Source organism: Flavobacterium erciyesense (assembly GCF_018069925.1).
In the GTDB taxonomy this organism is placed as follows: Bacteria; Bacteroidota; Bacteroidia; order Flavobacteriales; family Flavobacteriaceae; genus Flavobacterium; species Flavobacterium erciyesense.
Genome location: NZ_JAGPXB010000011.1, coordinates 97,055 through 115,932, shown reverse-complemented (window position 1 = coordinate 115,932; position 18,878 = coordinate 97,055). Strand labels below are relative to the sequence as shown.

At 35.4% G+C, this 18,878-nt stretch carries 16 protein-coding genes; 7 read left to right on the top strand and 9 right to left on the bottom strand.

All coding sequences use genetic code 11. The features are described from left to right. The 5 genes from KBJ98_RS11725 to KBJ98_RS11705 all read left to right on the top strand — a co-directional run. Positions 1-526: S9 family peptidase (locus KBJ98_RS11725; protein ID WP_210790905.1), on the top strand; the 526-nt coding region annotated here is incomplete at its 5' end. A gap of 33 nt (positions 527-559) precedes the next feature. Next, a complete protein-coding gene (locus KBJ98_RS11720) occupies positions 560-2,233 on the top strand; it encodes a peptide MFS transporter (protein WP_210790903.1) in 1,674 nt (557 codons plus the stop codon). An 86-nt stretch (positions 2,234-2,319) separates the two neighbouring features. Beyond that, a complete protein-coding gene (locus tag KBJ98_RS11715; RefSeq protein ID WP_210790901.1) occupies positions 2,320-3,978 on the top strand; it encodes a peptide MFS transporter in 1,659 nt (552 codons plus the stop codon). Positions 3,979-3,980: 2 nt separating this feature from the next. Next, complete coding sequence (locus KBJ98_RS11710) at positions 3,981-5,492, top strand: peptide MFS transporter (RefSeq protein ID WP_210790899.1); 1,512 nt, start codon at positions 3,981-3,983, stop codon at positions 5,490-5,492. Between the two features lie 47 nt (positions 5,493-5,539). Then, positions 5,540-5,998: a thioredoxin family protein gene (locus KBJ98_RS11705; protein WP_210790897.1), complete on the top strand. Its 459-nt coding sequence runs from the start codon at positions 5,540-5,542 to the stop codon at positions 5,996-5,998. 5 nt (positions 5,999-6,003) lie between these two features. On the opposite strand, the gene KBJ98_RS11700 is transcribed toward KBJ98_RS11705, so the two are convergent. The 5 genes from KBJ98_RS11700 to surE all read right to left on the bottom strand — a co-directional run bounded on the left by KBJ98_RS11700 (position 6,004) and on the right by surE (position 10,905). Next, positions 6,004-8,034 (bottom strand): ComEC/Rec2 family competence protein, encoded by a 2,031-nt coding sequence (locus KBJ98_RS11700; protein WP_210790895.1) that lies wholly within the window; start codon positions 8,032-8,034, stop codon positions 6,004-6,006. A gap of 93 nt (positions 8,035-8,127) precedes the next feature. Next, positions 8,128-8,652, bottom strand: a complete 525-nt coding sequence (locus KBJ98_RS11695; protein ID WP_210790893.1) for a C40 family peptidase — start codon at positions 8,650-8,652, stop codon at positions 8,128-8,130. A 25-nt stretch (positions 8,653-8,677) separates the two neighbouring features. After that, positions 8,678-9,793 (bottom strand): lipid-A-disaccharide synthase, encoded by a 1,116-nt coding sequence (gene lpxB, locus KBJ98_RS11690; RefSeq protein ID WP_210790892.1) that lies wholly within the window; start codon positions 9,791-9,793, stop codon positions 8,678-8,680. A 67-nt stretch (positions 9,794-9,860) separates the two neighbouring features. Next, a complete protein-coding gene (locus tag KBJ98_RS11685) occupies positions 9,861-10,133 on the bottom strand; it encodes a hypothetical protein (protein WP_210790891.1) in 273 nt (90 codons plus the stop codon). Then, positions 10,126-10,905 (bottom strand): 5'/3'-nucleotidase SurE, encoded by a 780-nt coding sequence (surE, locus tag KBJ98_RS11680; RefSeq protein ID WP_210790890.1) that lies wholly within the window; start codon positions 10,903-10,905, stop codon positions 10,126-10,128. The genes KBJ98_RS11685 and surE overlap by 8 nt, the downstream gene beginning before the upstream one ends. A gap of 207 nt (positions 10,906-11,112) precedes the next feature. On the opposite strand from surE, the gene KBJ98_RS11675 reads away from it, so the two are divergent. Both KBJ98_RS11675 and KBJ98_RS11670 read left to right on the top strand, forming a co-directional pair. Further along, positions 11,113-13,290, top strand: coding sequence for a carboxy terminal-processing peptidase (locus tag KBJ98_RS11675; RefSeq protein ID WP_210790889.1), 2,178 nt, complete (start codon positions 11,113-11,115; stop codon positions 13,288-13,290). Positions 13,291-13,512: 222 nt separating this feature from the next. Beyond that, on the top strand, positions 13,513-14,322 hold the full coding sequence (locus tag KBJ98_RS11670; RefSeq protein WP_210790888.1) for a DNA/RNA non-specific endonuclease: 810 nt from the start codon (positions 13,513-13,515) through the stop codon (positions 14,320-14,322). A gap of 17 nt (positions 14,323-14,339) precedes the next feature. Here the strand turns inward: KBJ98_RS11670 and rodA are convergent, their stop codons facing one another. Genes rodA through mreC form a run of 4 tightly spaced genes read right to left on the bottom strand, consistent with a single transcriptional unit; the run spans position 14,340 to position 18,850 of the window. After that, positions 14,340-15,575, bottom strand: coding sequence for a rod shape-determining protein RodA (gene rodA / locus KBJ98_RS11665; protein ID WP_210790887.1), 1,236 nt, complete (start codon positions 15,573-15,575; stop codon positions 14,340-14,342). Beyond that, entirely contained in the window at positions 15,572-17,530 is a 1,959-nt protein-coding gene (gene mrdA / locus KBJ98_RS11660; RefSeq protein ID WP_210790886.1) for a penicillin-binding protein 2, read from the bottom strand. Before mrdA ends, rodA begins: the two co-directional genes overlap by 4 nt. Further along, positions 17,527-18,033 (bottom strand): rod shape-determining protein MreD, encoded by a 507-nt coding sequence (locus KBJ98_RS11655; RefSeq protein WP_210790883.1) that lies wholly within the window; start codon positions 18,031-18,033, stop codon positions 17,527-17,529. Before KBJ98_RS11655 ends, mrdA begins: the two co-directional genes overlap by 4 nt. After that, positions 18,026-18,850, bottom strand: coding sequence for a rod shape-determining protein MreC (gene mreC, locus KBJ98_RS11650; protein WP_210790881.1), 825 nt, complete (start codon positions 18,848-18,850; stop codon positions 18,026-18,028). The genes KBJ98_RS11655 and mreC overlap by 8 nt, the downstream gene beginning before the upstream one ends. Positions 18,851-18,878: the final 28 nt, after the last annotated feature.

The window sequence follows — 18,878 nt, the reverse complement described above, 5'->3', positions numbered from 1 at the left end:
AGGTGCTGATTTCAAAAAAGTGACGCAATTGCAATTAGGGAAGTACGAAGTGGAAGATCAAATTGATGCTGCGAAAGTAATAGGCGATTATGCATTTGTAGATAAAAACAGAATTGGTATATTTGGCTGGTCGTTTGGTGGATTTATGGCTTCTAATTGTATTTTGAAAGGGAATGACGTGTTCAAAATGGCTATTGCGGTTGCTCCAGTAACCAACTGGCGTTTTTACGATAGCGTGTACACAGAACGTTACATGCAAACCCCACAAGAAAATGCGGGTGGATATGATGACAACTCTCCAATAAACCACGTGAATAAATTAAAAGGAAAGTATTTGTTGATTCACGGGTCAGGAGATGATAATGTACATGTGCAAAATACAATGCAAATGATGGAGGCTTTAATTCAAGCCAACAAACAATTTGACTCTCAAATTTATCCAGACAACAATCACGGGATTTATGGAGGTAAAACACGAGTACAGTTGTATACCAAAATGACCAATTTTATTAAAGAAAATTTATAATAACACTAATTAAAACAAACCAATTTAAATAACATGAGTGAATCAGTAGCAAAATCAGGACATCCAAAAGGACTTTGGGTATTATTTGGAACCGAAATGTGGGAACGATTCAATTTTTATGGCATGCGTGCTATTTTGACTTTGTTTCTTGTAAATTCATTGATGATGAAAGAGGAAGATGCCTCTTTAATTTATGGTGGGTTTTTAGGTCTTTGTTATCTAACTCCGATGTTAGGTGGTTTTATTTCTGATCGTTTTTTTGGTAATAGAAATTGTATTTTGCTAGGCGGATTAATGATGGCTATCGGGCAATTTTTATTGTTTATCAGCGCTAGTGTATTTGGTAATAATATTAGTTTGGCTACTATTTTAATGTGGTCGGCGTTGGGTATTATTGTTTTTGGAAACGGATTTTTCAAGCCAAATATTTCCTCAATGGTAGGAAGTTTGTATCCAAAACAAGAAAAAAGTAAACTAGATACTGCATTTACTATTTTTTACATGGGTATTAACTTAGGAGCTTTCCTAGGACAGTTAATCTGTCCAATTGTTGGAGACGTAAAAGTTGATGGTATCCGAGACATTCACGCATTTAAGTGGGGATTCTTGGCCGCCTCAGTTGCAATGTTGATAGGAACGGTTGTTTTTTATGTGCTTAAAGATAAATATGTTGTAACTCCTGAAGGAAAAGAATTAGGCGGGCTTCCTTCTAAAAACGATACTTCGGATTATGAAGAAGGTGAATCACAAAAAGCTGTTTTCTCCAAAAATGCTTTGATAGGTGCTGTTGTAGCTTTCATCGGATTAGGATTGATGTTCCATTATGTGGTAGGTCAAAACTTTATTTACTCTTTAATTTACGCTAGTGGTTTGTCATTAGCTGGTTTGATCATTTCAGATACTTCATTAACTAAAGTAGAGCGTGATAGAATTTTAGTTATTTATATCGTAGCGTTCTTCGTTATCTTTTTCTGGGCTGCATTTGAGCAGGCAGGTTCGTCATTAACATTTATTGCAGATAATCAAACTGATAGAAATTTCTTTGGTTACAACATGCCGCCTTCAATGGTTCAAATTTTCAATGGATTGTTCGTTGTTGCATTTGCAGTGCCGTTCAGTATGTTGTGGGATTATTTAAGAAGTAAAGACAGAGAGCCAATCTCACCTGTTAAACAAGCTGTAGGTTTAGGATTGATTGCTTTGAGTTATTTTATCATTGCATATAATGTAAAAGATTTAGGTAATGATGGTTTTTTGGCTATCAAATGGTTGATTCTTTTATATTTAATTCAAACATGTGCAGAGCTTTGCTTGTCACCAATTGGTCTTTCATTGGTAGGTAAGTTATCTCCAAAAAGATTTTCATCTTTATTGTACGGAGTGTTCTTTTTGTCAAACGCTTCTGGTTATGCTTTAGCTGGAACTTTAGGTTCTATTTTACCTGCAACTGGAGACAAGTTCAATAAAGCGAAAGAACTTGGTATCGATTTACAAGCGGTTTTGGATAAAACAGTTACGCTTACTGCAGAGCAAGTAGCACTTTTGGAACAAAATCAAATTAGTACATCTAATCCAGTATTTGCTGGTTTCGAAATTCATAATTTGTTTGAATTTTTTATGGTGTTTGTTATTTTGTGCGGTCTTGCAGCTGCCATTTTATTAGCACTTACTCCTAAATTGAAGAAAATGATGCACGGCGTGCGTTAATAAATTTTTATAAATAGTTGTACACTTTTCAAACCTGCAATTCGCCACTGTGAACTTGTAGGTTTGTTTTTTTAAATTGAATTATTATGTGGAAAAGTCATCCTAAAGCCTTGCCTTATTTGTTTTTGTCCGAAATGTGGGAACGTTTTGGTTATTATTTAATGATCGGAATTTTTACGTTGTACCTTAAAGATGTGGAATCGGGGTTTTCAATGACCGAAAAAGAATCGTCTGATTTATACGGGACCTTTATCGCCTTGGTGTTTTTAACACCTTTCATTGGCGGTTTAATTGCAGATCGTTATTTGGGCTACAAAAAATCAATTGTTATTGGTGGTTTAATGATGGCGGTGGGTTACATGATGATGGGAATTCCGAATCTAACAATGCTGTATGTTGCCATGACGCTTGTTATAATTGGAAATGGATTTTTCAAACCGAACATTTCAACTTTGTTAGGTAATTTCTATAACGATGAGGAATACAAAGACAAAAAAGATGAGGGTTACAACATTTTTTATATGGGAATCAATGTAGGTGCTTTCATTTGTAACTTTTTTGGAGCCGCACTAAAAATTCTTTTCGGCTGGCAAGAAGCTTTCATGGCTGCCGGTGTAGGGATGTTTATAGGTGTGCTAGTGTTCATGTTAGGGACCAAGCATTATGGTGACAAAACGGAGAAGAAAGGAATTCAAGAAGGCGATATGCCGTTCTCAAAAATTGTAATGTACATTTTGGTACCATCGGTTATTTTTGGTGTAATTGGTTGGTTTATCAAAGGAGTTACTACAGCAACTAATGCTGAAAGCTCTATATTTGGGTCAGATAGTACCGATGCCTTTATTTTTGCATGTATACCGATTGTATGGTTTTATAGCAGTTTGTATTTTAAAGCCAAGCCCGCTGAAAAGCGTCCGATTGGTGCGTTGCTATCTATTTTTGCAGTGGTTATTTTGTTTTGGGCCGTATTCAAATTAAATGGTTCAGCATTAAACAATTGGGGTGATAAATATACGGATCGTGAGTTGGTAGGCGTTACGCAAAAAGTAGGTTCGCAACTTTTCTTAATTGACACTTTAACTTATAAAAAAGACTCGGTTGCACTTTACGATGCTGCTTTCCGAATTCAAAAAGAAGACGGCAAGGTGGTAAAAGTGGTTGATTATCCGCTTTATTTTCGGAATGTAGCCAAAGAAAAATTACCTGAGGAAGAAAGTAAAATTTATACATGGTCAGCCAATTTAAGTCAATCCATAAATCCGGGTTGGGTTATTTTATTAACTCCGCTAGTAGTTGCCTTTTTTACTTTTTTAAGAAGCAGAAAAAAAGAACCTTCGACACCAACCAAAATTGCTTTCGGACTATTATTATCTGCCTTATCGGTTTTGGTAATGGTTGCTGCTGTGCATATCGGTAATAATGGTAGCGAGAAAGTATCAGTGTGGTGGTTGGTTGCTAACTATGGTGTAATCACGATTGGAGAATTATTCTTAAGTCCAATGGGATTGTCAATTGTATCTAAGTTATCACCAAAAAACATTACCGCTTTAATGATGGGTGGCTGGTTTTTGGCCACTTCAATTGGAAATAAACTATCTGGAGTTTTGGCCAGTATGTGGGATACTTACGAGGATAAGGCCAATTTCTTTTGGCTGAATTTTGGCTTGCTTATGTTTGCAACAGCGCTAATGTTTGCCTTGGTCAAAAACCTCAATAAAGTGATGAAAGACCACGGAATAAATTAAGTATGGCTCAGATGCAAAGTTTAGAACAAATTCAAAATTTTAAAGGCAAATACCCAAAACAATTGTGGTATTTGTTTTTTAGTGAAATGTGGGAACGTTTTTGTTTCTATGGAATGCGCGGTATGCTCGTGGTTTTTATGGTCAATCATTTGGCCATGAACGAAACGGTAGCCAATTTACAATATGGTGCAACACAAGCTTGGGTGTATGCTTTTACTTTTATTGGAGGTTTGTTTGCTGATAAAGTTTTAGGCTTGCGCAAGTCACTCTTTTGGGGTGGAATACTAATGATTATTGGAAGTACAATTTTAGCATTTGATCCTAAAAATTTCTTCTTTATCGGGTTGGGATTCACAATTGTGGGTACGGGTTTTTTTAAGCCCAATATCTCTTCAATGGTAGGGCAGTTGTACGCCAATAATGACCCGAGACGTGATGCTGGATTTTCATTTTTTTATATGGGTGTGAATTTGGGTGCGTTAATAGGTGGTTATATTTGTATTGCTGTCGCCGAAGGTTCCATGTGGCAATCTCTAGTTCCGGAACATTTGCGTTGGAATGTCGGTTTTGGTTTTGCAGCCGTTGTAATGATTGTTAGTTTACTTACTTTTACACAAACTCAAAAAGCATTAGGCCCAATTGGTCTTTCACCCCTTACTCACTTCACAGGAACAAGGAAAAGAAATTTAGAAATACTTACTTATTTAGCGTCTCTGGCTGTAGTTCCGTTAATTATTATAATGGTTGCTAATACACGCTACACAGATTATTTTATGCTGTTTATTGGGCCGGCTTCAGTTTTGTATTTGTTTTACGAGATGAAGAATTTTTCTCTTGTCGAAAACAAAAAGTTGATTGCGGCATTAGTATTTATAATCTTTTCTATTTTTTTCTGGGCATTTTTCGAGCAGAGTGGCGGATCGTTAAGTTTGTTTGCCGCCAATAATTTAAATAACGAAATAGCAGGAGTAACATTGAGTCCAAATGGAGTCAACAATTCTGCTAATTCTTTCTTTGTAATAGGTTTTGCAGCAGTAGTAGGTTTGGTTTGGCTATGGATGGCAAAGCGTAAAATTGAGCCCAACACGGTTATCAAGTTTGGTTTGGCATTTTTGTTTCTAGCTGGTGGTTTCTGGATTTTTTATTACACAAAATTCTTTGCTGATTTTAATGGAAAAACTTCTTTAGGAATTTTTACAATGGGATGGCTGGTGATTACTTTTGGAGAGTTGTGTTTGTCCCCAATTGGTATGTCGGCTATGACTAAGCTTTCACCTCAAAAAACGCAAGCCGTTATTATGGGGATGTGGTTTTTGGCTAGTGCGTATGGTCAGTATTTTGCAGGAATTCTTGGTGCAAATATTGCCGAAGCGTCATCCAATGAAACCAACTTGGTCAAATTAAACGTATATGCTGATGGATACTTGCAGTTGAGTTATTACGCGTTGGCTGCAGGTTTAATATTAATCGTTATTTCGCCTTTGGTAAAAAAATTAATGCAAGATGTGAAATAAGTGATCTTTAGGTATTATTTTTGATTTACAAAATAAAAAATTCAAATATGAAAAAAATATTTTTAGCGCTGATGTTGGTTATGGGTTCTTTCGCAATGCAAGCGCAAGAATTAGTTTGGGAAACAAATGTGAATAAAGCAATTGAGGTTTCTAAAACAACTAAAAAACCTTTACTAATGTTTTTTACAGGTAGTGATTGGTGTGGCTGGTGTATTCGTTTGCAAAAAGAGGTGCTAAAAACACCAGAATTTGCTACTTGGGCTAAAGATAATGTTGTTTTAGTTGAGTTGGATTATCCAAGAAGAGCACCTCAAACAGAAGAAATTAAAAAACAAAATGGCGAGTTGCAAATGGCTTTCCAAATTCAAGGTTTTCCAACGGTTGTATTTGCGAACGTTAAGGATGTTGATGGTAAAGTTAATTTTGAAGGGATTGGAAGTACAGGTTATGTTCCAGGAGGACCAACAGCTTGGTTAGCTGTGGCAGATGGTTTTCTAAAAAAATAATACAATCAATTTAGTTTAAAATATCCCTTTTCGGCAGTGGCATGAAAAGGGATATTTTTTTTTTGACAACTTTGCTCCCATTTCCATCTTGCTTTTTTATAATTGCTACCATCTGCAATTACTATTTTTGGATGCAATTGTATTAAAACGCGATCAAGATTTACCTTAGTAGATTGAGTTAAAAGCAAAATGTCAGGCTTTACTTTAGGTGACCAAACTGCTGAACTATCCAAGATAAATATCTTTTTGCCTTTGTAAAAAAGTACATTTTTAAGCGGTTGTACTGAATTGATTTTACTAAAATTAGCTTGTTCGTACGATTTCAAAGTGTTTAATGAAGAGTTGTTTTTTACGTCGCTTTTTGAATAAGCAAAGATGATATTTCCATACCGCTTGCTGATTAAAGTGTTTTTTTGAGTATTAAATACGATCATCTCAGCTTGTTTTTCAAACTGGTTTTTCAATACTAAATACGTACTTTGTGTGACAATTATACTCACCATTACTGCCAGTAATTTGTAAAAACTTGGTTTTTTAAACCATAAAACCACTGTTACAATGATGCAATAGCCGCACAACAAAAGATAGAAATGTAACGGTATGTCTTTCAAAATAAATTGCTCAACCGACGCAATTTTGCTTATTATCCAATTAATACTCCAAATACCCCATTCTAAAATTTGCGAAAGTGTGCGTGGCACCTCGGTGAAAGCAGCCCAACTCATGACTATAATTCCTATAGCCATAATAAATGATAGTAATGGAATGATTATCAAATTGGTGATAAAAAACAATCCAGGAAACTGATGGAAATAGTAAATGCTGAGCGGTAATGTACCAATTTGCGCAGCAAATGAAACCGTAAGTATGTCCCAAAAATAGCGCACTACTTTGTATTTTGGACTCCATAAAGTTGCTAGTAGCGGCTGCAGCCAAACAATGAAAAATAAGGCAACATAACTTAATTGAAAACCCACATCGAATAAAAATGAAGGTTCAAAAAGTAATATTATAAAGATTGATGCTATTAAAGTGTGATAAATAGACGTGTTTCGGCCCAGATGATTACCAATTGCAACAAATGAAAACATAGTTACAGAACGAACTACAGATGGCGCTAATCCTGCTAATATTCCAAACAACCACAAGCTCAACAGAATTATTACCAGCTTCAAAGCAGAACCTCTTTTGTTGTTTGGGATCGGGCGTAATAAAAAAGTCATGAAAAGCATTATAAACCCAATGTGTAAACCTGAAACGGATAGAATATGAACGGCACCTGCATGTTGATAATCTCTAATGATAGCCGGATCAATTTCTTGTTGTTGACCTAAAATTAATGCTATCGCCACCTGTAGTTCTCGATTGGAGAACTGGTTCACTTTTAAATTTGAAATTATATTTTCCCGAAAGCGTGCCGTGTAATACCAAATGTCTTTCTCGTTAGAAGTACTAATTGATATGTCCTCAGGATTGCTGTATAATTGCGCATAAATTTGCTTGTTTAGAAGGTATTTTCCATAATCAAATTGATTTGGATTTCTAGCAGTTTTATTAGCAATCAATATTCCGTTGATCTTTAATTTACTTCCAATAGGCACTGTAATAGGTAGGCTATCTGTTGCGATATTTAAAATGATAGAACCGTTTTGGCGTTGGTTTTGTATCTCCTTAATTTGGGCCAAATACCTGCTGGCAAATGGGGAATTCTTTAATTTTTCTCGAACAGTTAGGGTAAATAAAGTTGGTTTTGCAAATGCGGTTTTGTTATGGCTATAGTGTGTAGGATCGAATGAATCGTTGTGAATGAGTGTTGTAAAAATTCCAATCAAAATCATAATCATTAAACTAACCAGTCCGAAAAAAGTGGTTTGCTGTTTACCTTTAAAAAATTTGTTTATGCTGCATAAGAGTAACAACAAAACGGTCAAACTAATCCCAATAATAGTTGGCCAAAAGACATAAAAATGCGCTAGCAATAAGCCAAAAATAAATCCTACGGTTAGTTTTGTAAGTGGGAAATGTAGCACTTTCATAGATCTAAAGTACACATTTTAAGTAACAAACGAATCTAATTGTAAACTAAATTACTGTTTTAAAAAGATTTATTCACCATCGATTGTATCTGTTTAAAAAATACGATTGACTTGAATTAAGGTTCGTTTGTAATAGGGTTCTTTTGTAGATGATATGATTACACCTTTAGAAGTAGAGGAGTGTATAAAGGAGATTCCTTGATCTGTAACCTCAGTAACCAAACCGACATGATTGATTTGCCTGCTAGAATTGGTAGTAAAAAAAACGAGGTCGCCCTTTTGTGCCTGATCTTTTTTAAGATTTATTGCTTGCCCTACTTTTGATTGCTCGTAAGAGTTGCGTGGTAGTACAATGTCTTGCGATTTATAAACGCTATATATCAAGCCAGAGCAGTCATAGCCAGCTTTAGAAGTTCCTGCATATTTGTATTTTACTCCAATATTTTCTTTAGCAGTGGAAATCAATTCGTCAATAAGTTGGGCCGTTTTTCGTTTTTCGTTCTTTGAAAACTTGCTTTTGTTTGCTTCGTTTTTTGAAGTGTTTATTGGTGAAGTACTTTTACAAGAGGCAATCAATAGAGCCAGGACAAAAGGTAACAAAAACGATTTTAGGCGCATACAAACAAAAAATAGATTACAGAATTTATGAGCGGATATGTTGCACGATTTGTGCCGCTGTTTTAGAGCTGGCGCCTACTCCGCCAAGACGTTGTTCTAATAACGCATATTTTTCAAGTATCGTATTTCGATTTTTAGGATCTATTAAGGCTCGTAATTCTCTTGTAATTGTTTCGGTGGTACAATTATCCTGAATTAGTTCAGTAACCACTTCTTCATCCATAATTAAATTTACAAGCGAAATATATTTTAAGGTAATGATTCTTTTAGCAATTTGGTAGGATGCCCAACTGCCTTTGTAGCACACAACTTCGGGAACTTTAAACAAAGCTGTTTCAAGCGTTGCAGTGCCGGAAGTTACCAAAGCAGCAGTTGAGTTTTGCAAAAGCTCGTAGGTTTTATTAGAAATAAATTTAACGTTTTCTTGCGTAATGAAGGGTTGATAAAAAGAATAGTCTTGGCTTGGTGCTCCCGCGATGACAAATTGATACTCGGGAAATTTTGGCACCACACTCAGCATGACCTCGAGCATTTTAGTAATTTCTTGTTTGCGACTTCCAGGAAGTAAGGCTATTATGGGTTTCTCATTCAATTGGTTCTTGCTGCGAAACAATTGCTGATCCGTCTGAGATTGCTGTTGAATGGCATCGACTAGCGGATGCCCAACAAAGCTTACGGGATATTGGTGCTTGTCCTCATAAAATGTTTTTTCAAACGGCAAAATCACGTACATGTGATCAATGTCGCGTTTGATATCTGTAATTCTACTTTCCTTCCATGCCCATATTTGAGGTGAAATATAATAATGTGTTGCAATACCTAGTTTTTTTGCCCATTTAGCAATACGCAAATTAAAACCAGGATAATCGATAAAGATGATCCCGTCAGGCTGAAACGCAAGAATGTCTTTTTTACAAATTGTAATATTTTTTAATATCGTTCTCAAATTAAAAAGTACTTCAACAAAACCCATGAAAGCAAGTTCCTTGTAGTGTTTTACCAAAGTTCCGCCAACGGCTTGCATCAAATCGCCACCCCAAAAACGGATTTCAGCTTGTGGATCTTTTTGTAGTAACTCTTTCATTAAGTTAGCACCGTGCAAATCACCTGATGCCTCTCCTGCAATGATGTAATATTTCATTTTTTGTAGAATTCGATTTTTTAAATTTCAAGTACAAGTGGCCTTTCAGCAGCATGCAAAGATAGTTTTATATAAACAAGGTTAACAAAGCAATAACCATAACAGCGAGTACCATACCTCTAGCAATTAGTTCTTTGTTGAATTTTAATGCGAGTCCAAAAGCGGCTAATGTCGCAATGCAGCCAAGAGTAATTATCTTTCCGAGATTGCCTTGTGACTTTATAATTTGTATTCCTGATATAAAATCATATTCTGTCATGATAATTACAAATAGATAACTACCGAACAGCGTGGTTGCAAAGCCAATTAGAAACCCAAGGAGTAAGTCTTTTTTATTCATTCCAATTCCAAGTGTTAAGTTGTTGAATAGCATGATGTGCGGTTAAATCAAATTGTACCGGTACTACTGAGATGTATCCGTTAGCCAATGCCCATTCATCTGTATCTTGCCCGTGGTCTTGATTGACAAATTCTCCGGTAAGCCAGTAATAATCTTTACCGTGCGGTGTTTGGCGTTTGTCAAAACGCTCCTGCCACATTGCCTTGGCTTGGCGCGCTATTTTTATACCTTTTATTTCGTCCTGTTTTAATTTAGGAAAATTAACATTCAAGAGCACGCCATCAGGTAAGCCTTGCTCTAAGACTTGTGCAGCAATTTGTTTTATGAATGGTTTAGTCGGTTCAAAATCCGCGTCCCAATTGTAATCACTCAATGAAAAACCAATTGCAGGAATACCCTCAATACCAGCTTCCATGGCAGCGCTCATTGTTCCTGAATAAATAACATTGATAGAGGAATTAGAGCCATGATTGATTCCAGATACGCAAAGATCGGGTTTGCGTTTCAAAATTTCGTTTACGGCAAGTTTTACACAATCTACAGGTGTTCCAGAACAACTGTATTCGGTAACAGCGTCACCGTTTTTTGATATTTTGTTTAAATATAAAGTACTGTTAATGGTAATAGCATGACCCATTGCGCTCTGTGGCTTGTCTGGCGCCACTACCACAACATCTCCTAATTGTGTCATAACCGAAATTAGTGTTCTGATACCAGGAGCGCTTATACCATCATCGTTTGTAATTAAAATTAAGGGTGTTTTTTTATCCATGGCAAATAGTTCAGAAAAAAGGAAAAATATTTTAAAATACAACAAATGTACTCACTCCAAATGGGATAAAATGAACAAAAGATAAAAATTTGTTATTGAAATTTATTTTGAAGTTTTAAAAAAAACAATTTTATATCTTTAACAAAAATTTATGGGAGCCGCGCCATCGTTGGCATAGTTTTTACCGTAACTTAGAATAAAAAATTCATGAATACTATTCTTCACTTTATGAAAAGAAATTATAAAATTATTCTTGTTGTCGCATGTATTTCGATAACATTGTTTGCCTTTAAAATGAATAACTCCAAGGCCAATGATCCTGAGAAGGATAAGTTGCTTTTAGAGTTACTCACTTTTGTGATTGAAAAAGGGCATTACAGTCCTGCAACCATAGACGACAACTTTTCTAAAGGAGTGTACAAAGATTATATTGAGGCTTTAGATCCCTCAAAACGTTTCTTTTTGCAATCAGATATTGATGAGTTTGCAAAATACGAGTTGCAGCTAGACGATCAAATTATGAATAAAGACTTGACGTTTTTCGATCTTACTTACAATAGATTGATGAAACGTATGGAAGAAAGCACCAAAATTTATAAAGAAGTTCTAAAAAAACCATTTGATTTCTCAATAGACGAAACTTTCAATATTGATTATGAAAAAGCGCCCTACTGTGCTTCGGTTAAAGAACTAAATGATAAATGGCGCAAGCAAATTAAACTTTCAACGCTTTCTTCTTTGGTTGACAAACAAAAATTAGAGGAAGACAAGAAAAAGAATGATGCTTCGTATACAATTAAATCGTTTGCAGATTTAGAAAAAGAAACGAGAGCTACTTCAGAAAAATCGCTTGATGAATATTTCGGTTTTATCAAAGAATTGAATAGAAACGATTGGTTTTCAGTATATATTAATTCAATTACAGCACGTTTTGATCCGCACACAAATTATTTTGCTCCTGAAGAAAAGGAACGTTTTGATGTGAGCATGAGCGGTAAGTTAGAAGGAATAGGCGCTCGTTTGCAAAAGAAAAATGATTTGACCGAAATTTCAGAATTAATTTCTGGAGGACCAGCATGGAGAGGAAAGCAAATAGAAGCTGGTGATGTTGTGATGAAAGTGGCGCAAGGAAACGGTGAAGCTGTTGATGTGGTTGGGATGCGTTTAGATGATGTAGTTAAAAAAATCAAAGGGCCAAAAGGTTCAGAGGTTCGATTGACAGTGAAAAAAGTCGATGGTACGATTAAAGTAGTATCGATTATTCGTGATATTGTAGAAATTGAAGAAACTTACGCGAAGTCAAGTATCGTACAAAAGGGCGATTCTAAATACGGTATAATTTATTTACCTAAGTTTTATATTGATTTCGAAAATCCTCAAGGACGTGATGCCGGGAAAGATATTGCTTTAGAAGTAGATCGACTGAAAAAAGAAGGTGTAAACGGTATCGTGTTAGATGTTCGTGATGATGGTGGTGGATCTTTGTCAACAGTAGTTGATATCGCAGGTCTGTTCATTGAGCAAGGACCAATTGTGCAAATTAAATCAGCAGGTAGAAAAAAAGAAGTTCTGTATGATCGTGATAAAAAAATAGAGTGGGATGGTCCGCTTGTAATTATGGTTAATAGTTTTTCAGCATCAGCATCTGAAATTTTAGCAGCCGCAATTCAAGATTACAAACGCGGTGTGATTATTGGTAGTAAACAAACCTACGGGAAAGGAACGGTACAAAATGTGATCGATTTGAATCAATTTGTACGTAGTAATTCAGTTGGTGATTTAGGAGCTATAAAAACCACAACTCAAAAGTTTTATAGAATTAATGGTGGTTCTACTCAGTTAGAAGGTGTGTCTAGCGATATCGTTATGCCGGACCGTTATGCTTATTTAAAAATGGGTGAGCGTGATGTTGACAATGCAATGCCATGGGATAAAATTGATCAAGCTGATTATCAAGTTTGGAACAAAAATGCCAATTTCAACCAAGCAATTGCCAATAGTAAATCTAGAATCAGTAATAATGCTCAGTTCCAATTAATAGAGGAAAATGCAAAATGGATTGATAGCCGAAGCGAGGAAAATGTATACAGCTTAAACATCGATAAATTTAAGGTGGCACAAACTGAAATTGAGGAAAAAGCTAAAAAATACAAGCCAATTACTGATTATAAAAACGACTTGTTGTTTACTTCTCTTCCGTATGAGAAAGATGCTATGAGTAAAGATTTAACTCTTAAAGAAAAAAGAGAACGTTGGCATGAAGCTTTAGCAAAAGATATTTATGTCGAAGAAGCTTTGAATGTTTTAGATGATTTGCAAGGTAAATCAGTTGCAAAAAAGACAATGCCGGTTAAAATTAAAAAAGACAAACTAGCAAAGTCATAAATCTCATATAAGATAAATTTATTAAAGCGCGCAGGATACGATATGTACCTTGCGCGTTTTTTTATACGCTCTATTTTGAGTAGCGATTAATGTGTAATTAATAGCTGTGTTTTTAGCTATATTTGGATTAAGATACCAAATAATACTTCTATGTTTACTTTTCCTCGAAATAGCCCTTCAATATCGTTTTTTTTAATGTCTATAACGACAGTTTGCTTATTTATGTCTTGTAAGCAAGAACAAACACGTTCTGAAATAGATACCTCTCAGGAGCAAGTGCAAAGTAGAGCTAATGATTCCGCACAAAAGGATACTTCCGCAATAGATGAAACTGACAATTGGAAGACGCTTCTTCCAACAGCCACAACTGCTGCAGTCATTGAACATCAATATTACATATTAAGTTATTTAGAAGAATTTGAGCAAGCAGAATGGGTTGCCTATGAGTTAAAGAAGGAAAACGTTGTGAACAGCAATTTTAAACGCCCTTTTTTTATTGAAGATGACAAAGTAGAAACCCGCTCTGCTGATTGGAGAAATTATAAAAATACAGAGTATGACAAAGGACATTTGTGTCCGGCTGCTGATATGGAATTTGATTACGAAGCTTACACTAGTACTTTTTTGACAAGTAACATATCACCTCAAGAGAAAGATTTCAATGGAGGAATATGGAATTCTTTGGAGCAAAATGTACGCTTGTGGGCAAAAGAATACGATAAGGTTATGGTTGTTACAGCAGGTGTTTTAAACTCAAATTTAAAAACAATTGGTCGCGAAAAAGTTGCTGTACCTGACTATTTTTATAAAATTGTATTCGTTAGAAATGCGAATAAGCCAAAGATGATAGCTTTTATGATTCCAAATCGGGCGAGCGATTTACCCCTTGAAGATTATGTAGTGACTGTTGATGCTATCGAAAAAATAACAGGTATCGATTTTTTTCCTAAGCTAACAGATGCGCTAGAAAACCAACTCGAAAGCGAATCAAATATACGGTCTTGGCGATTTTTAGAGGACGAAAGATACTAGTAATTAGTTGGTGCTAACTACCACTCATTTACTTTGTTAGCGTCCATTTTTATAAAAATAAAAAGCAAAATGGTAAAACCCCATAGCCCTGATCCTCCGTAAGAGAAAAATGGTAATGGAACACCAATAGTAGGGAAGATACCAGATACCATAGCGATATTGACAAAAAAGTGGGTAAACAAAATTCCAGCTACACAATAACCATAAACTCTACTGAACTTTGTTTTTTGTCTCTCAGCTAAGTAAATGATTCTTAATAGTAAACCAGCAAATAAACCAAGTACCAGCAATGAGCCAGCAAATCCCCATTCTTCACCTACTGTAGTAAAGATGTAATCGGTATGTTGTTCGGGTACAAATCCACCTTTAGTTTGAGTTCCTTCCAGAAAACCTTTTCCTAGCCATCCTCCTGATCCAATAGCAATTTCAGATTGATTGGTATTGTAACCTGTTCCGTTCATATCTACAGATTTCCCTAGTAAAATATTAAAACGATCGCGGTGGTGTTGTTTAAAAACATTATCAAAGATGTAATCTACAGAAAATACAAAGCCAGTAATTAAAACGAGTAGAATCGTGCTCATAATTGCATTTCGATCAGCTAAGCGTGATTTAAAATGTACAAACAATAAAACAGCTAATGCGGCTAAAATGATGTATTGTGGTTCAAAAACTAAGGTCAAAACAAACAGTAAAATTGTAATGAAACCTGTCCAAACGTACCATGCAGGAAGTCCTTCTCGGTACAAAACGATTATGAAAATACTGTAAATCAAAGCACTTCCGGGATCGGGTTGCGGCAATATGAGTAACACCGGCAAAAAGATTATCGCAAGGGCTTGTATTTGCCTGTTTGTTTCTTTTAAATTAATTTGTGTGTCACTCAAAAATTTAGCTAATGCCAATGATGTTGCTGCTTTTGCAAATTCAGATGGCTGTAAGGTAAAACTACCTATGGCGTACCAACAACGTTGTCCAGCAATAGTTTTCCCGAATAAGAATAAACCCATTAATGACAATAGGGAAACTCCAAAAATAATACTGGCATATTTTTCATAAAATTTGCCGTCAATTGAGACTACTGTAAAAATTAAAGGTATGGTCAATACAATAAAAATCAACTGCTTATCAGAGGTGCCTTCCATCGATGATAATGAGGAAGAGTAGATGTTGAGCCACCCTAAAATAACTAATACAGAATAAATGATAATGCTTATCCAGTCGATATTGTTGGTGATGCTTTGGTTTTTCATTTTGCTGCTATAACTTGTTTTTTAGCTTTTGTAGTGTCTACTTTTACTTTTTGTGCAGGTTGCGATTTCAATTTTTTAATAGAATCGGCAGCGCGCAGTTGGGCTTTAACAATATCTGAAAGACCTCCTAATTTAGCATAACGAGATTGCAAGCTAGTTTCTAAAATTCGTTTTTCTAAGTCAGTTCTAGTTATTTTTTTACGAAGGTACTTTTCGATCATCAAACTAGCAATAGGACCTGCAATAGTTGCTCCATATCCTCCGTTTTCGACCATAACAGCGATTGCTATTTTTGGGTTTTCCATCGGGGCAAAGGCTACAAATATCGAATGATCTTCCATTTTTACTCGAACACCACCAATTTTTGCAAAATTTTCGGCAGTACCAGTTTTCCCGCAAATATTAATTCCTTCTACTCGTAAACCTTTTGCAGTTCCTAAATTGTACACATCAAACAAACCACTGATGATGGGTTTAAAAAATTGCTTATCAATTGTTGTGACATGTTTTGTTGTGAATTTTTTATCAATCTTGTGTCCTTCAATTCGTTTGATGATATGAGGGGTGTAGTAATAGCCTTCATTGGCTACTGTCGCCATCATATTAGCTAATTGAATAGGTGTCATTAAAACCTCTCCTTGACCTATTGAATTAGAAACGATGGTAGTGCTTCTCCAGCCGCCGTTTGGATAAATACGTTTGTATGTTTTTGAAGTTGGAATGTTTCCTCTTCTTCCAATTGGTAAATCGTAGCCCATGAATTCTCCCAATCCAAAACTTTTGATGTGTTTACTCCACACATCAACCGCATATGATGGTTTAGCATATTTGTTTATTGTTTTCATGTAGGCAGTAGCAAAGTAGGAGTTACAAGATTCAAATATACCACGATGCAATTGTAAGGCGCCACCATGGCAGTGGCATCCCATAAAACGGCCGCGGGCGTAACTAAAACCATGACGGCATGAAACGGTTGTGTTTTCGTCAATTACGCCTTCTTGTAAAGCGACTAGTCCAGTTAAAATTTTGAAAGGTGATCCAGGTGGATATTCTGCTAACAAACCACGATCATACAAAGGTTTTGCAATAGAATCTCGGTATAAAGCGGTATAGTTTTTAGAGCGTTGTCGTCCAACTAAAATTCCTGGATCATAAGATGGAGCGCTTACTAATGCTAATATTTCACCTGTTTTTGGTTCGATGGCAACAATTCCGCCACGTTTATTAATCATCAGTTCTTCACCATATTTTTGGATTTCGGCATCCAGTGTTAGGTTGATGTCTTCTCCTTGTACGGCAATCGTGTCGTATTTACCATTTTTATAAGAGCCTATTTCTCTGTTGAATTTATCTTTTTGAATGTATTTCACACCCTTAACTCCACGAAGTAAATCCTCGTAACTTTCTTCAACTCCTTGGCGGCCAATTAAATCACCACTGTTATAATAGGGATTTTTTGCAACTAATTTTTCGTTTACTTGGGTGATAAATCCAAAAATATTTGCGCCAAAGTTTACTTCATAATCTCGTAGTGAACGCTTTTGGAAGTAGAATCCTTTGTATTTTCGTAATTTTTCTTGAAATGCTGCAAACTCAGCTTTGTTCAATTGCGATAAGAATACTGATGGAAGTCTAGGGCTGTACACCTTAGCTTTTTCGATTTTTTTGATAAAATCATCCTTGGTGATATTCAAAAGTTGACAAAACTCGGTAGTATCCGTTTCTTTTACTTCTCTCGGAATAACCATGATATCATACGATGCTTGGTTGGCTACAAGCAATTTACCATGACGATCAAAAATATAGCCACGTTCCGGATATTCGTATTGTTTTTTGATGGCGTTGTTCTCGGACTCTAATTTTGAAGTTTCGTCTACAATTTGTAAATAAAATATACGGATTACCAGCAGTAAAGTAGCGATTATGATCAAAGAGGGCAACAAGGCTTTTCTCATCGTTTGTTTGGCTTAATAAGATAGATGATTATGATGCAAATTAATATCGTAAATAAAGTACTTAAAAGCGTAGTAATTAAGGTGTCAAGTAGAAAACTCAATTGAAACGCTTCTAATAAAAATAAGGTGAAATGATGGATAATAACGGATAGCAAAATAAATGTAAACCGTTGTGGTGTCAAAACATCATTTAATCGAATCGTTTGGTACTCATAACTTAATCCAAAAGCAAACTTGAACAAGTAAGGTCGTAAGTAAGCAAGCATGAGTGAGGCTGTTGCATGTGTTCCTCCAGAGTTGCTAAAAAGATCCATGATAATACCCATTGCAAAACTCGCAGCAATAAGTCCTGCTTTATTACCATTTACAGGGTATAAAATGATGAATAAAATATAAGGAAACGGACTGATGTAGCCCAAGAAATTCATATTGTTGAATACAATAATTTGGAGCGCCAACAACAGAATGAAACGGAGAATATTGACTAACAAGGTGCTATTCATCTTTTTCTCTTTTTTCTAAATTAATGATTTCTTGTCTGTCTTTTCTCTTAATGATGTATACGTGACCTAAGTTAGTCATATCATTAAAAAGCTTTACGTCCAATGTGTAAAAATTGGTTTGCTTGTCTCTATATATTTTTGAAATAGTTCCAATGTTAATGTTTTCTGGAAAAATTACAGATTGTCCACCAGTTACAATTGTATCTCCAATTTTAATCATTGCTAGCCTGGGCAAATCAGTTAACTGAACAAAACCAGTGCTTTTACCATTCCAGTTCAAAGAACCAAAATGATTTGATTTTTTAATTTTAGCATTAATTTGAGAACGTTTGTTCAATATGCTAATTACTGTAGAATAATTGGTTGATGTGTTTTCTATGATTCCTACAATACCTAAGCTATTAACTACACCCATGTCTGGTTTGACACCATCTTTAGCACCTGAGTTAAGTGTGAGATAGTTTTCATACACATTATAAGAGTTTCTGATTACTTTTGAAACAATGATGTCAGTTGGTTTTACCCCTTTAACACTGTCAATTTGTTTAACAGTCGCAGTGTCTTCAATTTTGAATAAAGCATTACGAAGTAGAGCGTTTTCTTGTGCTAGCGCTTCATTCTCGGTCTTTAAATTCAAATATTCATCAAAGCTATTTAGTTTTTCGTAAACGCCACCACTTAAGAAATTGGCAGAGCTAATAATCTTGCTGCGGTGAAAGGAGTGAGATTGAACGGTAAGCGCCAAGGAAATGCTTAAAAGCAGCAAAAACAGTATTCTGTTACTGTTTTTAAAAATAAAATTAAATATTTGCTGCATTGTATTCGGTTATAGAGGTCAAATAAGT

Coding starts and splice junctions, on each gene's coding strand:
- KBJ98_RS11720 (WP_210790903.1), top strand. CDS start 560: ATGAGTGAATCAGTAGCAAAATCAGGACATCCAAAAGGACTTTGGGTA.
- KBJ98_RS11715 (WP_210790901.1), top strand. CDS start 2,320: ATGTGGAAAAGTCATCCTAAAGCCTTGCCTTATTTGTTTTTGTCCGAA.
- KBJ98_RS11710 (WP_210790899.1), top strand. CDS start 3,981: ATGGCTCAGATGCAAAGTTTAGAACAAATTCAAAATTTTAAAGGCAAA.
- KBJ98_RS11705 (WP_210790897.1), top strand. CDS start 5,540: ATGAAAAAAATATTTTTAGCGCTGATGTTGGTTATGGGTTCTTTCGCA.
- KBJ98_RS11700 (WP_210790895.1), bottom strand. CDS start 8,034: ATGAAAGTGCTACATTTCCCACTTACAAAACTAACCGTAGGATTTATT.
- KBJ98_RS11695 (WP_210790893.1), bottom strand. CDS start 8,652: ATGCGCCTAAAATCGTTTTTGTTACCTTTTGTCCTGGCTCTATTGATT.
- lpxB (WP_210790892.1), bottom strand. CDS start 9,793: ATGAAATATTACATCATTGCAGGAGAGGCATCAGGTGATTTGCACGGT.
- KBJ98_RS11685 (WP_210790891.1), bottom strand. CDS start 10,133: ATGAATAAAAAAGACTTACTCCTTGGGTTTCTAATTGGCTTTGCAACC.
- surE (WP_210790890.1), bottom strand. CDS start 10,905: ATGGATAAAAAAACACCCTTAATTTTAATTACAAACGATGATGGTATA.
- KBJ98_RS11675 (WP_210790889.1), top strand. CDS start 11,113: ATGAATACTATTCTTCACTTTATGAAAAGAAATTATAAAATTATTCTT.
- KBJ98_RS11670 (WP_210790888.1), top strand. CDS start 13,513: ATGTCTTGTAAGCAAGAACAAACACGTTCTGAAATAGATACCTCTCAG.
- rodA (WP_210790887.1), bottom strand. CDS start 15,575: ATGAAAAACCAAAGCATCACCAACAATATCGACTGGATAAGCATTATC.
- mrdA (WP_210790886.1), bottom strand. CDS start 17,530: ATGAGAAAAGCCTTGTTGCCCTCTTTGATCATAATCGCTACTTTACTG.
- KBJ98_RS11655 (WP_210790883.1), bottom strand. CDS start 18,033: ATGAATAGCACCTTGTTAGTCAATATTCTCCGTTTCATTCTGTTGTTG.
- mreC (WP_210790881.1), bottom strand. CDS start 18,850: ATGCAGCAAATATTTAATTTTATTTTTAAAAACAGTAACAGAATACTG.